We start from the raw sequence: 15,034 nt of genomic DNA, 5'->3' as shown, positions 1-15,034 counted from the left end.
GGTGGTCAACTATTTACAACGACCTTATAATCACTATTATTGTAGCGTTAACATCTGAAGAGTCTTTATTTTACCCTTCAAAAAGATGTCTGATAACAACATATATAACTAAAAAACAGCCAAAAGTATGCATACATAATATTACTTTTGCATAACTCTGGCAAGCTCATATTTTTGACGGGACGATACTATGAAAAAGCAACTCACGGGCACGATGCATCTGTCCCCTACAGATTATTCGACCGATGAGTACTTCCATGTCACCTCTATGGTACTGCCTGAATCCGTGCAACCACTTACAGGCGGGTATATCTGCTTATACGGTTACAAGGCTGATAACTTAAATATCTTGAGCCTAAATTCCAAAGTGGCACAAGCGAAGGGACTTCAGTCTTACCCATTTGAATTTTCAGTTAATATGAACAGCGTTGATATTTACACTGATTTGATTTCTGTTCGCCATAACAATGGGATTCACCTCGACCGATGTAAAAAGGATATTCTCGATACGCTGGCTATTCACTGTCGAAAGTACAACGGCCCCGCCATTGACGCGTGTTATAAACAGCGTGGAAAAATGACAGTATTAGACAAACAAAGCTTCTTTAATACTCTTGTTGAAACACCAAAATTACTAGAGAAAATATACCGTCATCCGTACTTTACCAATAAAGGATTGGTAATTATTCCATACTCAACCAAAAACAACGAAAGTTACATACTGGCCTATCTGACTCAGATAGCTATGATTGAAGCCGAAGTCGACGGTATTCCTATGGTAGATTTAGGGGTAAATAAACACGCAGCTCTTGACTTCACAAAGCTGATTACTTTTAAAACCCCTTAACCATTTCATTCACAAAAGGTATTAAATACGACGCGCTTATCTTTCATAGGTGCGTCATTTTCAGGGATGGTGATCACCCAACGCCTGCTAACCTTATCTTCCAATGTCAACTGCCCTTCAAATTGTGCGCCATTTCGATACGCTGGAATAGCAATGATTGCCGGCACTTGCCCATTCTGGCAATTCGGCATTCGCAACAACTCATTATTAACAGCCAATTGCGGCATTGTTAAAAAAGTATGACGGCTTTCACCATCCAAAGGCCACTGAACCAACCACTCATCAAACAATCTAATCTCATTATCATTGACCCTTACAACATGAAGATTGTACTTCGGAATTAGGTTTAGTAACGCTAAATGATCTTTAAGCACTTTGTTATCATCAATGATCCACTCCTGAGCCTGTACCGCATATGCTTTAGCTTCGTCAAGCCGCACTCCCCGCAACACCGAACCAGCCATCACACCATAGGCTCTTGATACGAATATATCACTCTCATCACCTTTATTATCCAACTCTATTTGTAACTGTGTAACCCGAGCCCCAAGTGCGCTTATTGCTGAGTTGTTAGTTTGCAACTGAAACACCAAAAAACACACCACTATCAACGTTATCACGCAGATGATGTCAATTATACGCATCGCGTATCTCCAAATAGTTTAGAAATCGTCTGACTTTGTGAATCAATCAGAGTCCGATTAGAATTAGGGCTATAAACTTTCTCAATAAGATTGTTGGTCCGGACAGCTCCCGCATCAATAGCATACCGTGCTCTATCACCCAAATCTGCGGCATTATGAAGTGTTAACGACACTCTAATTACCGGCAATGCCCCATCGACAACGGTCACTCTGAAACTCTGCATGTAAGGATGCTCCATGGGTTTTGGTAAATACTTTGGTACAAGATCGTCATTATCCAGCACACCACCAGTGCAGTTAATGGCATACCAAACCCCAGTTACTTCATATAACGTATCTATAATACTGTTAAGTGACCTTGCTCTTTGCCGGTCATAAACCATTTCATTAAAATTAATATAGGTATACGCACTGATTATAGACAACGCCATCACAACCATAATTGCTGTGATGGCGCCACCCCGTGCTTTAGTCATAACCATCATTTAAATGGTCGTAACGGTCACCGTACCCGTTGTACAAGTAGCCGTTGTCCATCGACTAAGCTTTTCAGCCACATTAGCACATGACTCAGTTGGTAACCCAGTAGCCGTAACGAGCAAGTCATTGGTAGTAGTACCATCTGCTACTGTTAAATTGCCCCCAAAACTGTTTTGGCCAGAACCATCCCCATACTCAGTATTTATTTTATTGTCGTCTGATAATTCAGTCATTGAAACCGAATTATATCCATCATTTTGGGCCGCTCCCCATTCTCTTGCCCCATTAATCACCTCAGTAATCTGCAGTATTAGCGCAGTCTCTTTGGCTCTATTCTGTACTGGCTCTGTGTTGGATAACAGATACAAAACAATAAAGGTAACAATGGCAATACCAAAAGCTATTTCTGCTGTTACAAAGCCGCGTTGTCGTTGGTTGTACATCTTAATTTTACTCCAGGTTATGACTAAAACCGTTACAGACCGAACCGGTCTGATAATTCAACTACAATTTGTAGCGTTAACACTAAATTCACCATAAAGCTAAATATCACCAGGCCCCAAAGGCCATATCGCCACATAGTGAACACTCTTCGGTAGCGTTTCATCATGTCGTCCACTGAACGATCCGCAACCTTAATGAGTCCCTTTTGAAAGGCCTCATCATTCATTCGCAAGAACATACCTATCCTCACTCGTTGAATCTTATTTAACAGACCTTTACCAAAGAACTTACGCTTATCAGTGCCAACAGCGTAATTATTTATCAGGTACTCAATTTGGCCTTTGGCATAAGGAGTGGCATGCATTTTCAAAAATTTTAATGCCTGTACATCCTGCATGTTATTTTTCTTTAGCAGTCCTAAAATCTTCATAATTCGCGCCGACCAAATGGTACGGTAGACACTAAAGGGCCATTTATCATCCAGGTAACGTCTGAGCGCCCCCAACAAACCATCATGCCGAAGGTTCTGCAACGATGCTTTATACCCGACGTATAGCGATCCAAAAAGAACAATTAAAAACAAAGGATTTTGAAAAATTAACCAATACGCATAACGAGATGCTTGCAACTCAACTGTCTCTTTAAGGACACCATCAAGATCAAACTCCGGAATAACGTAACCACTCATACCACCCAGCATAATAAGAGACATCATTAACCATATAAATGGAGGTAACATCATTTGACGAGCATGCTTATTTACTGCTTTCTCTTGCTTGATAAACGTCAGCACCACGTCCATAGGCTTATCTTCACTTTTAACCTTCTGGATCAGCTCATAGCCCAGTGCTATCTTCGGATCAAACACCTCTCTGACTACCCGAGTATATTTTCCGGATTTATTCGCCATGATCAGTCGCCTTGCTACCTTCGCAGCAATCCAGTCTTTACCATGCAACTCAGCATAACTCTCTTCAACCATTGAAAGTGCCTGAACCGGTGATACGACATGCCCATCCATGAAGTCCTGAAAAAACTCAACAAACTCCAGCTGATCCTCCAGCTTGAAGTATGTCACCATGGCATACCAGTCCCTTAATTTAGTAAATAACGACACCGAGTTTTCCCTGCAATTATTTCACGTTCAAAACACTGACCAATCGCTCCGGCGCGACCCGCCCCTGCAGCGTGAGCTCTAATACAGAATCTTGCAGCGACACAAATCCACGCTCTTTCTCCAAATACTCCCGCCATTCACGTAATTCATACTTCCCTATAAACTGGCGATCACGCTCCTGCACCTGCACATGCTCTGTCACCAGCAACCTTTCAGCTTCACCAGTATTACTACATGCAATACAACCACCACGTTTTCTGTATTGAATCTTTGTCATATCAACATTCGGAAGAAGCTCCGACAGCTCTTCAATTTCCTGTTTTCTCTGATAGCGAACATCCGCGTATTCCTGAGCACATGAACCACACAGAGTCTTCACCAGACGCTGAGAAATAAGTAAGTTCAACGTATTTTCTGTAGCCAGATCTTGTAGCGGCACCTTCAACGATTTATGAAGACGAGGTATAATCCCTAATACATCCGGAGCGTGCACAGTACTCAATACGAAGTGGCCTGTCCCGGCCAGATACATAACAAAATCAGCTGTTTCTTCGTCTCGTATTTCCTGCACTAAGAAGCCATCAGGGCTTTGCCGCATAGACGCCCTCAACTGCCCTTTATAAGACTGGTCCTGCTCCAATGAATTCTGCACGATGTTATAATATTCGGTACCGATTCGACGTTCTAACGGTTGTCCATACTCGTGAATCAGTTTCGTTTTTGGATAATCCAACATGATCGCAGTATTGAGGGTTGATTTACCAGAACCAGTAGGACCACAAGTCAGAATAACTCCGCTTTCCTTTTTAACCGCTACGTGAATGGACTTCTTAAGAGTGTCATTTAACGTAAGCTGATCAAGGGTAAGAGGCGCATCTAATGGAAAAAGCCGCATGTTTACAAACAGCTCACCCATTTTTGAAGTCTTTGTTTTAGTAAAACGAATGTCGTACTTGCTTAGATATTTCCCTTTTTCATCGTGTAATAAATATTCAATTTGCTTCTCTTGCGGTGTCGTAAATTCATCTAAACCACCACTTTGCTCACCTAATCCTTCTTGGCCATTATAAATCGCACTTACGATCTGCATACCCAGGTCGTAATCATCTAAAGATATCCGTGACTCAGTCAGTTCTTCATCGACTTTAAAATTAGCAAACGCCACGTTTTCATCAGCCGATAGCCGGATATATACCTCCTGAGCTTTCTGGCGGTAGGCTGCAAGCATAATTTTTTTAAACTGGTTTAAAGATTCTGCTTCAGTTAATTCCCTGCTAACCTCTTCGATTTGCTCAGCACCTCGCCATTCCCTTTTCCACTGCTCTCCAGCTAACACCAGAATACGAGTCACATCAAAACGACTGCTAACCTCATCCGTAAAGTTATACAGTTTCTGCTGGCGTTCAGCATAGCTATAAGCATCAACCAGTAAATTGCCACCTTCAAAATACGCCGCACTTACCTTAAAATGTTTCCCAAGTTGGCTAACATCATCGTTAAACTCAGACGAAACCCTTAAGGTGTCCAACTCTTCAGCATTTTTATAAACTTTTATCGCATCATTTATGATGCGTGTTTTTGAGGTCGGAGTAGGTTGATATTGAAACACCAGCATTACATACACACCGGCTGAACTTGATTGTTAAAACTGTAACGCACACAACCATTAAGAGCATCGATCTCAATTAATTGCACACCCGAAAATTTACTACCAGCACGCCAGTTATTAAACGCAACCCCATTGATTTTCAAATCTGCCTCTGGCTTTTTTGCTCCAAAAGCGCCAGTCACGCTAACTAATTCAATATCTGGCAACGTACTTACATCCGCTCCCGTATCATCTGACATTCCCCGACCAATATTTGTGATACTTCCATTTTCCAGAGCTTCGATACGAGCCTCAGTCTGCAATGTCTGTTCTTTATTTTTCGCCTCTGCTAAATGCTCAAACGAAATTTCTTTACGCAACCTGACATTCCGCAGATCCTGCTTTAATTGCACGAACTTAGCTTCTCGTTCTTTATTCACTGCTCCAGCCATCATCCTGGCAATCTCATTCACCTCGTTATAGGTTGGAGCAACGATATAAGGCAGTGGTTTAGGTGACGTATCAACACTCTCCTTCGTATCTGATCCTTTCGCTGTGTTAACACTTGCCACTTCCTTTTTGGGAGCAACTGGCGCAGTGGCAGACTCACTGTCTGTGCTTTGCATTGTTGTAACCAGCTTTTCCCGCTGCCTGTTTAATTGTCTTGTCAGTGCTGCATCACCAAGTACTTGTTCCACCGCATCATCGGCTCCGTAATAAGCCGGTTGATATACCTGCATAAGCACTGCTACGACACCACCAATTGATAGCAACGCCAGTGTCCATAACATTGGTTTGGAATTAACATTTAAAAACCTGCGTGCTGACGCTGACTTTTTAACCATAACTAAGCTACCTCGCTGTACTTTACGTAGTTGCCTATAACACCTTTAGTCTTTGCTTTGAAAAGTTTTTTGCAACTCATCATCGGCATTGCTACTTAGCGTTACGGCCAGATCCACCAGCAATATCCCGCATATAAAAAACAATGCTCCGGTGATCATCCGTAAATACTTCTTATTAATACGTAGTTCTTCATTATTTTGTTGTGACATTATTTAGCACTCCTAGTAGATTAATTTTAAAGGTAATTTTCCAGCCAAGCGCCACATCATCCAGCGCCTTACCATCGTTTTTATCGTCAGCCGGCACATTGCGTTGCATCTCAAGTGATGCAAACTCAAACGGCCGTCCATACAGTACAGAGCCAATAGTTGCGACGTCATCCGCAAACCCCTCAGGAATACTGATCGTATAAGGGGTTACAAGATAACCATCCTTATTTTGCGTTTGACCTGTTGCTATTTCAGCATTCCAGTACCAATGACTCATGTAATTTAGAAATAATGTTTCGAAACTTTCATGATGGAATAATCCTGCTTCTCTGAGCATTGGTATACTATCTAGCGACTTATACACCACCATATTTTTTTGCTGATACTGTAAGCGTCCATTTATCTCATTCACAAACAAAAACATACGTTCGTCGATTCCACCGTCCCGCTCAAAATACAACTGCAATTGCGGCTTTCCCTCTACATGCTCTTCTTGAATTCGCATTGCTATCAAATTCCATCCTGGCAACGCATTACCCAGATTAAAAGTCCTGAGCATAGTGTCTGCAACCGCTTTTATATTGACACTGTCGCGAGTTTGTCGGTCTATCAATGCCTGATATGGATGTGCTTGGGCTTTATCCTCTTTGCGGGAAATTTCCGTTGGTTGCATTGTTCTCTGGGGCTTACTATCTGGCGCCAATATTACCAACAAAAAAATACTTGCTATCAAGGTGCTAATTGACGCTACCATGATGAAAAATCGTTGTTTTACACGCTTATACAAGGTTTGTTCTGTGAATTCCCGAAAAGTCAGCAATGACTCATTAAGCAGCTTATCATCAAATACACTATCCACACGCTCAACGTTGTTATAGCGAAATGGCAGCAATAGATCCCCGGGAATTTGGCCTTGAGTCGATTTTGGGTTTTTAAAAACCACATAATTCGGATCTTCATCAAACTCGCTTACATCCAAATCAGTGACAACCATTATTTCATCAATATTACGATTCGTGTCACTCATCAACTGATGCAGTTTTAACTCCAGTAAAATCTCCGAACGTCGATAAACGTCTCCTTCGCGCATTTCAGAGAGACGGTATTCGAAAATATCCTGCCCATCCTCCCTAAATAAGATATATATCTCATCCTCATCATTGTAGGTGATCAGCATGACATCTTTTTCTTTATAGCTAACAAGCTTTTCGATGCCGCGATGCATATTAGTTACTGCATCTTCTTCACCCGTCAGCAGATAAACCGTTTTATTTTCATCACCGCACTTATAGAAAACACCGAACGCGTCGTTTTCTTCTTTAGCAACGTTTATGACGTTTCTTAACGCCCGATACCCTTCCGGGCCGGCATAATATATCTCATCAGCACTGACCACTCGGTTAGTCATTGATGTACTCAACCTCTACCATCATCACTGTCTGAGCTCGACGGTTACTTGCGCTTTTGGTAGCCCCCGGGAGAGGGCCAGATATCGCGTCAACCGCCTGTTTTTCTGTGCTGTCAAACCCACTAACCAGAATTGGTACCCCTGGTCTGACACGCATTTTGAAATTGTAAAACATATCGTCAATTTCTGGCGATTCTACCTGTTGCAAACCTTCCCCTTTTGTTTCCAGGCGCGTCAAACTTGACTGGCTAATACTCAAATGTAACCTGACGTGTGTTTCACCAATATTCGCTCTGATGTACGCTAATTCACCAGACTTAGCAACCGCCTGCTGAATCGCACTTGTGACTCCTACACCAATACTATTGCTTTGCTGTAATTCTCGACGCGCAACATACGATACTTTATTAATCCGCGTCAGTTGGGTCACTGTGTTGTTTGATAAAATGCCGCTGATTGTTTTACTTTGCAGGATATCAGCTTGCTCCTTAAGCGCCTCAATCGCAACAGATGACGCGCTTTCAGTACTATTCTGATATACTAAGCTCGCACTACCTGGACTAGTCAACCCACCGACCACACTCCCTGCGGCGTTTGTTACCGCAGTTAACCCCAGTCGAGTTGAATTATGAATAGCCTCATCAATTAAATTGAGATCTACTCTATACAAATCTTCATTGGTCACATCTACATTCATGATTGTGATGTAAATTCGTGCAAACCGGTTTTCAAACCGCTCTTTATCCGCAATAAACTCTCTGACCATTTCCATCTGAGCCGGAGTAGCCTTAACCAGGATTGTATTATCCGCCTTTTTAAGTTGCGCAAATGCACCTTTGTCACAACCAATAAACTCGCCATCCTGGCCCTGCATTTTCTGATTGTTTGATGTCGACACCGAGACATCCGCATTGATAGTCTGCCTATATCTGTCTAGCGCACTCGTTAGCCCGCTGTCGTTATGGTTCTGTCCGTTGTTAGTTGAAACCGGAATTATCTGTTTAGCAGGCGCTTCTTGCAGATGATCTGTAGCGTATTTACCACACCCTAAAATCAGTTCTACGCCGCTCAAATACTCTTCCATTTTATTGAAGTTATCTGACACCGTGCTGAATTCTTCTCCAGTGGAATTTACCAAATCACTGTCAGCATTCTCTTGATTCTGGCTCTTTTGCTCTTGCCCTTGAAATTCCTTCTTGCCCAATGAAAAATCAGTTCGCCCAGAGAATATGGGTAAATGGAAGGTTTCAGTAACTAAACGACTCCACAGAATCTGAGTAGGAGTAAGCTCGAAGCTTAATCCGGTCTGAGATGCTACCGCTTCAATGTATTCCCCTACCGTAGCGTTTTTCTGCGCAAAATAGACACGTCGACTCTTATCAACTCCGGATAAATAATCAACATTAATATACAGTGCCTGAGATAAATCCGTCATGGCCTCATCTAAAGAAGTATCAACCACAGATGGGAACTCAGCAAAATACCAATCAGGCCGGGATGCTTCTTCCTGAGTTAGATCTTCAACATAAATTTGTTCAAACAAAAATACATTAGGATGGGCTGGCCGAAATCGCTTAAGTGAATCAATATTCGCGGCAACCTCACTCACATTATCACTAACATCATCAGGTACTTGTACCGCAGTACATCCTGCAAGTAATGTTAATGTCGCCATCCGGGCTAATTCTCTTAAATGCATTATTGCCAATCCCCTTCGGTAAACTTAGACACCGGATCAATACTGCGTTGCACCGTGCCATGTCTGACCAGATATTTTGCAAACGTTGGGTCATTTGCATAAAACACCGCCATTACATTGTTTTTAAAGATGCCGACATACACCAAAGCCGGAGTCACGTATGGTTCGACAATCTGTTGAACGAGCAAATTAATTGAATCAGCTTCCATACAAATATCATTAAACACATTGTGTTGGCCGATCTGGTACACCAACACGTTAGGAAGTTCGAACTCCCTCAACAAATCCTCAATGTTCTGCTTTAACATTCCCTTTTGTAACCGAAATGCAACTCGCCCATTGCGATCTTTAATGCCGCGTCTGTCCGCATCCGCCCGTTCACAAAAGTTACCGGCATTTAGTGCATCAACAGTTTGAATCATTTGTCGTTTGTAATCTGTCGGGACCTGCGAAGCTGCATTAGCTGAAACATCAGCCTGTTCTGATGGCTCGGCCTGATTTAAATTTACATCTGGGGTATGTTCGATGTGATTGTTTGCCGCAGTCGGAGGCTGGTCGTCCAGCTTCCACATTGACGAAATAAAATATCCAGAAGTGTCTTTCGGATCTTTAATTCTTAACCACTCGGGAACCTCTGCATCTTTATCAAATCCTACCTCGACAACCTCGACTGGCTCACCATTACTGGCACAAGGTACCTGATATATCGCAGCATCAATCACTTCAATAACATCATTCGCATATTGACATATACGTAAATTATTCATTCGCGCTAATGCAATAATAATAGTATCGATAGTGGCCCCGTCGAAGGCTATAGGCACTGCCCTGGCCTTGACCGTTTCATGGATAAGAAGACGCGCTTCTGGAAAGCGCTTATCTAGTATTGTATCAAGTAGATCAGTGAGAGGTTCGCCCCCGACATCTAAAGAATAGCGCTGCACATCGTTCTGCAAAGCCTGTGTTTGAGGTGAGTCAGTTGACTGTGCCAGCCCTGTAGAGCTAAACGCTAACAACCCCACCATCAACGTGGGAATTAAAGCTGTGTATTTCATCTGCTAATATGTGCATAACTGTTACCTGTTTTGCTATATGTTCGCACATTTTATAGATTATGCAATACAGCAGTATCATTTTAGATTAATGAAGGTGTTATAAACTTTTGATATCACAGCGTTAGCCTTAATATAGCGTCGGTTTCACCGTTTTCCGGATAATATAAAACCACTCTAAGTGATAGTGATATCAATCATCACCTTCGTGATTCGGTATTGGTTCGTGTTCCTTTTCGTCATACTCCGCCACGGTAGGGTCCGCATCCTGTTGGTTAGTGTCCGTTGGCGCACTTCTTAACATGCTAGTATCACTTCCCGCAGGCGGTACAGGCAATGTTTGACCATCATTTACGGGATCCCAGACCACCGTAGCATATTTACTATCGCCCAATGTGTTTTCCAGCATTTCCTCATACCCTTCAGGCGCATCAAACGGTTTAACAAATAAAACCACGGGTTCCGAGAGGTCAGTCACCATCGCACAAGCCATCACATCTGTGCGTTTGAGATTGTATCTCATTGATTTAATAAATTTACGGTGTGACCCTACGAGCCAGTCAACCGCCTCCATGTCGTCTACATTGTCAAAGCTCAAATAGTGTTGATTGACCAGCATAACGCTAATCTGGTCAATGCGGGGGGTGCCGGCACCAGAAAGAATCACAGTACCAATCAACAACAAATGCACATCATCTAACTCCTCCATCATGGACAGCTCCCAGTCAAAATGTTTGTGCATTGCTTTGACCACCGATTCTTCTGCAAATACTTGCGTAAACGGCATGTGTTTGAAAACAAACTGATACCCATGTCCTGTTCTATGATAGTCTTTCAGCTCAGCAACCAATAAACCAACTGGTGACTTCTTCCCCTCGGCGGTCAATCCTTTAAGCCACTTACGCCACGCAACCTCACACTGTTGAGCATCGTCTACACGGAAAGACGCCGGCATAAAAAGCTTTTTAGCAATTGGCTCCCCTTTAACAATCACACTCTGCGCGCCTTCAAGTACATACTTTCTAAATACATACCAGTTCCGCTTACCTTGCATATTTGGAGACCAACGATTAAAACCTGCTTGTTCATATAAAAGATGCATTAATGAGCGTAAACCAACCTTGTTTGGATCCGTTTTAACCGTGTTTTGCTCTCCCCCCTTAGCAATAGGTGAGCTACGCTCCATCGTCACTTTAGTTAAGGGAAAATCAAGTTTTACGGCAGTCATGCCACTTTCTTCATCCTCCTTAATTGACTCTGTTAATGAAGCTTTTCCGCTGAGTTCCAATGGCGTTTCAAACGACTCGCAATCAACTGCATGCTCACCTCCGGTGTTCGGCATTCTTTTGACGATATACTTTTCCCCAACTTTAGCGATATACATCTCAATCCCCTGTCCCGTACACAGACAAAGAGGTCTCTCACGTTTCTGATAGGCTGTAGCCAACCATTCATAAAACATCGGATGGGTAGATTCTATTTTTTGGCCGAGGAATTCATATTTAGCCATGATGCTCACTCCCGTGTTAACTGTGGCTTAAATTGTTATGGCTTAAGAGTTGCAGTCTGCGTATTCCCGTAAATTGCCTGCGCCATCTGTTGTTCGTCCCAATGAAGCTGTATCTGTTCATTGACCAGATCTGCAAGTCCATCTATCGTTCTAAATGTATGTCCATATTTATCCAGATAAATTGCTTCAACAAGCATCATCTTACGCATCATTTCAACGTCCTGGATATCATACAGATAATAAGGCATAGGAAATGCCGCAGTTTGCAGTGTATTAACATGCGAGTTTACTTGCTTCGCAGCGTCATCAATACGTTGTTTTAGTGCTGCCAAACTATCTTTATTTAACACGACCACTCCATCGTCGATCATCTCAATAAACGGATCCAACGCATCACCAATACCATCTAAATTCTTAAATAACATCCTAATTTCGTTAAACCCGGTGTCAGTCGGAGTCAGCACAACACTATCCCCCATTGTACTTATCCCCGGTTCACTCAATCTTACAACGGTGGCATCCCCACGTTCACTAACACGAACAGGCGATGTATCGCTTAGTACGTCATGAATGGTATTGTCTTTCCACACCGGATGAACCAGCCTTACTTGTTGATTTTGCTCATCCACCAGCGAAATTTTAACCAGGTAAGTACTAAGCGCATCCCCCTTAAAAAAGCCCTTTGCCTCCAATGACAATTCTACCCATTGTCGATAGAGCAATGCCCATTGTTGATAAACCGGCGCAAACTCTCTCTTAACCAATTCATACACCGGGTTTAGATCACTGTAGTTCATTTTTGCATCCTGTATGTGTTCTTACCTGCTCTTTTAGCAGCATACATGGCATTATCAGCCTCTTTCATAGCTTCATCGATACTGAATCTTAGTTTCGAAATACCAATAGAAACAGAGCCCAATATCTGTTGGCCATCGTCCAATAACAACGGAAATTGGCGTAAGTTGCCTACAATACGTTCGGCAATTTTTTCTGCCATTCCTGACTGCTCTTCTCGCACTAAAATCGCAAACTCATCACCGCCAAAACGACCAATAACATCATCATTTCGAACCAACTGTTTAAGACGTTGAGCAAACTGTATTAAAAACAAATCACCAGCAGCATGACCAAAACTATCATTTATATCCTTAAACCCATCCAGGTCCAGAAACAACATTTTATATTCTTCTAGAAAAGGTTGTTTAAGGATGGCGTTCACTTTTTGATTAAACGAAATACGGTTATACAAACCCGTCAGTTGATCAAAATGAGCAAGCTTATATACCGTCGACTCCAGTTGCTTTTGCCTTATCACTAAGGCTGTAGACTGTGCCAGTTCATTAATAACATCAACATCCAACAGCGACAAAGCTTCACTGTCTTTGCTAAGTACCACCAGGGCACCCATTATGTCTTTTGTTAACGCAATAGGTACCGCACATAGTCCTTTACCTTCTGATGTTTTTCCTATGCTAAAATCTGGACTCAAATGCCGACACACAGACGCATTAACATTTTGTATTTCTTTGGATTGTATTGCGGCAGCAACCGGATGACCATAACAGTCCCTTAACGAATAATGCAGATCCTTATAGACACTTTCATAATCTTGACCAGCTATAAATGACAAAACATCATCTGTAAAACTGACAAGGCACCAGTCAGAAACTCCAATATCTGCCGATAAACAATGTCCAACATCCTGGTAGAACTGTGTCAGTTCTGCTTGCTCATAAATACTTCTAGTCCACTTTAGCACTTTTCTGCTGACAGCTAATTTGGCCTGTTCTGCATAATAGAAACAAATCATGACGTAACTGAACAACCCCTGCTTACATTGCGATACTAGTTGATCACTAATGCGATTTGCCTGTTGCTTATCCTCAATAGACACCTGGGTTTTAATTTCAATAACTTTGTCGGCCACCGTATGGAGCGCATAATGTTCCTGGCATTGCGTTTCAAGACGAAGCTCACCGGAGGACTCTCTCCAGCCTATATCTTTGACAAACAAAAACTGCCCTAACAACAAACCGTCACTATAAACACTTTGCAGTATATGACACGCATGTTTGCCTGATTGCTTCTCATAAATCTCCAGCAGCGCAGCTTTGGCCGCTGCCAGATCACGCCGATGCTTTAACATTGCTCCTCCTGCGAGGTTACCTGTTGATGTAACGCCCGAATGCTATTTTTTGCCTCTCCTACCGGTAATGCTTCAATCATTTCACTTAGACTAAGCTTTTTGTCCTGTTGTTTTTGCTCTGACCACTTACTCAGTGCCTCGCCAAAGTCCTTCTCAGACAACTCGGATGGCTTATCAGGCTGATTTTCAATCCACATGCTTTCATCATGAGGATAGGTTATCTGTTCAAATTTTTCTTCACTGACAAACAATCCCGCTGCCATTCGATCATCTTGTTGACACGCGAGAGGTAACGTCAGTGCCTGCGTAGCATCTCCCTGATAGCATACCAATTCGCCTTGTTTCCCCGTCGTAATCTGCCAGTCACCTACCCTTATCACTGTCGCTCGGTGAATATAACGCATCTCAATCATGACGGCCGCTGAAGAGCTGGGCTTGCCCACCATGACAATCGAACATTGTTTGGCTTGTTCTGAAAGGTGTAATGCCTGCCTGATGGACAATCCGCCAACACAGTCCCCGCTTAATACCAGCGTGGCCCCTAAATCAATACATCGCTGCACATAAAAACTCAATCTTTCAATGGCCCGCAATTCGAAATCTGGCTCCTTTCGCATTACCGGGCGTTGCCGCTGGTACGCCAAAGATGATAGAACCACCACGCTATCTAACAATTTTTCATCACTCATTTGCACATACCTCTAAAAAACCAGGAATTTTGAAGTGGGCGTGGTATCAATCCGTTTAACTGGCGCACTGACTAGTCGCTTATTAATATCGCCATTAATTGTTGACTTCTCTACCGAATGACTATGCCCCTGCTCCAGTAACGGGGTGCCACACAGCTCACATAACTCGCCGGTTTCTATCCGTTTCACATTATCCAGCCAGCGCAACAATATACCTGAAGGCATCCCGATTTTTCTGAAACGAGAATACTGCTTTAGTATCACAAGAGACTGCACGCTATCGGCGTTTTTCAAGGTAGTTGTCGCCTAAGCCGTTAAGCTGCTTCTTTTTTGCTCTCCGGATTAAGTTCCACAA

At 42.7% G+C, this 15,034-nt stretch carries 16 protein-coding genes; 1 reads left to right on the top strand and 15 read right to left on the bottom strand.

Annotated features, from left to right (window positions below):
• The first annotated feature begins 190 nt into the window (after positions 1 to 190).
• The gene (locus AC0J20_RS20830; protein ID WP_473023215.1) at positions 191 to 847 is read left to right on the top strand and encodes a hypothetical protein; all 657 of its coding nucleotides are present in this window, start codon (positions 191 to 193) and stop codon (positions 845 to 847) included.
• A gap of 5 nt (positions 848 to 852) precedes the next feature.
• Here the strand turns inward: AC0J20_RS20830 and AC0J20_RS20825 are convergent, their stop codons facing one another.
• From AC0J20_RS20825 to AC0J20_RS20755, 15 genes are all read right to left on the bottom strand, one after another.
• Positions 853 to 1,491 carry a hypothetical protein gene (locus tag AC0J20_RS20825; RefSeq protein ID WP_473023214.1) on the bottom strand — a complete coding sequence of 213 codons (639 nt, stop codon included), beginning with the start codon at positions 1,489 to 1,491 and terminating at the stop codon, positions 853 to 855.
• Positions 1,482 to 1,976 carry a hypothetical protein gene (locus AC0J20_RS20820; protein ID WP_473023213.1) on the bottom strand — a complete coding sequence of 165 codons (495 nt, stop codon included), beginning with the start codon at positions 1,974 to 1,976 and terminating at the stop codon, positions 1,482 to 1,484. Before AC0J20_RS20820 ends, AC0J20_RS20825 begins: the two co-directional genes overlap by 10 nt.
• The gene (locus AC0J20_RS20815; protein ID WP_473023212.1) at positions 1,977 to 2,414 is read right to left on the bottom strand and encodes a type 4 pilus major pilin; all 438 of its coding nucleotides are present in this window, start codon (positions 2,412 to 2,414) and stop codon (positions 1,977 to 1,979) included.
• 32 nt (positions 2,415 to 2,446) lie between these two features.
• Positions 2,447 to 3,532, bottom strand: coding sequence for a hypothetical protein (locus AC0J20_RS20810; protein ID WP_473023211.1), 1,086 nt, complete (start codon positions 3,530 to 3,532; stop codon positions 2,447 to 2,449).
• A 16-nt stretch (positions 3,533 to 3,548) separates the two neighbouring features.
• Entirely contained in the window at positions 3,549 to 5,147 is a 1,599-nt protein-coding gene (locus tag AC0J20_RS20805) for an ATPase, T2SS/T4P/T4SS family (RefSeq protein ID WP_473023210.1), read from the bottom strand.
• Positions 5,147 to 5,965 (bottom strand): hypothetical protein, encoded by an 819-nt coding sequence (locus AC0J20_RS20800; RefSeq protein WP_473023209.1) that lies wholly within the window; start codon positions 5,963 to 5,965, stop codon positions 5,147 to 5,149. The genes AC0J20_RS20805 and AC0J20_RS20800 overlap by 1 nt, the downstream gene beginning before the upstream one ends.
• Before the next feature lie 45 nt (positions 5,966 to 6,010).
• Entirely contained in the window at positions 6,011 to 6,175 is a 165-nt protein-coding gene (locus AC0J20_RS20795; protein ID WP_473023208.1) for a hypothetical protein, read from the bottom strand.
• Positions 6,159 to 7,583, bottom strand: a complete 1,425-nt coding sequence (locus AC0J20_RS20790) for a hypothetical protein (RefSeq protein WP_473023207.1) — start codon at positions 7,581 to 7,583, stop codon at positions 6,159 to 6,161. Before AC0J20_RS20790 ends, AC0J20_RS20795 begins: the two co-directional genes overlap by 17 nt.
• Complete coding sequence (locus tag AC0J20_RS20785) at positions 7,576 to 9,258, bottom strand: hypothetical protein (protein WP_473023206.1); 1,683 nt, start codon at positions 9,256 to 9,258, stop codon at positions 7,576 to 7,578. Before AC0J20_RS20785 ends, AC0J20_RS20790 begins: the two co-directional genes overlap by 8 nt.
• Before the next feature lie 23 nt (positions 9,259 to 9,281).
• Positions 9,282 to 10,337 carry a hypothetical protein gene (locus AC0J20_RS20780; protein WP_473023205.1) on the bottom strand — a complete coding sequence of 352 codons (1,056 nt, stop codon included), beginning with the start codon at positions 10,335 to 10,337 and terminating at the stop codon, positions 9,282 to 9,284.
• A 190-nt stretch (positions 10,338 to 10,527) separates the two neighbouring features.
• Complete coding sequence (locus AC0J20_RS20775; protein WP_473023204.1) at positions 10,528 to 11,844, bottom strand: DUF1173 family protein; 1,317 nt, start codon at positions 11,842 to 11,844, stop codon at positions 10,528 to 10,530.
• A 35-nt stretch (positions 11,845 to 11,879) separates the two neighbouring features.
• Complete coding sequence (locus tag AC0J20_RS20770) at positions 11,880 to 12,641, bottom strand: hypothetical protein (protein ID WP_473023203.1); 762 nt, start codon at positions 12,639 to 12,641, stop codon at positions 11,880 to 11,882.
• Positions 12,638 to 13,990 (bottom strand): diguanylate cyclase domain-containing protein, encoded by a 1,353-nt coding sequence (locus tag AC0J20_RS20765; protein WP_473023202.1) that lies wholly within the window; start codon positions 13,988 to 13,990, stop codon positions 12,638 to 12,640. The genes AC0J20_RS20770 and AC0J20_RS20765 overlap by 4 nt, the downstream gene beginning before the upstream one ends.
• A complete protein-coding gene (locus AC0J20_RS20760) occupies positions 13,984 to 14,679 on the bottom strand; it encodes a hypothetical protein (RefSeq protein ID WP_473023201.1) in 696 nt (231 codons plus the stop codon). The genes AC0J20_RS20765 and AC0J20_RS20760 overlap by 7 nt, the downstream gene beginning before the upstream one ends.
• Positions 14,680 to 14,691: 12 nt before the next feature.
• Positions 14,692 to 14,973 (bottom strand): hypothetical protein, encoded by a 282-nt coding sequence (locus tag AC0J20_RS20755; protein WP_473023199.1) that lies wholly within the window; start codon positions 14,971 to 14,973, stop codon positions 14,692 to 14,694.
• Positions 14,974 to 15,034 lie beyond the last annotated feature (61 nt).

The organism is Planctobacterium sp. R6 (assembly GCF_055755215.1).
This window is presented reverse-complemented; position numbering and strand designations above follow the sequence as displayed.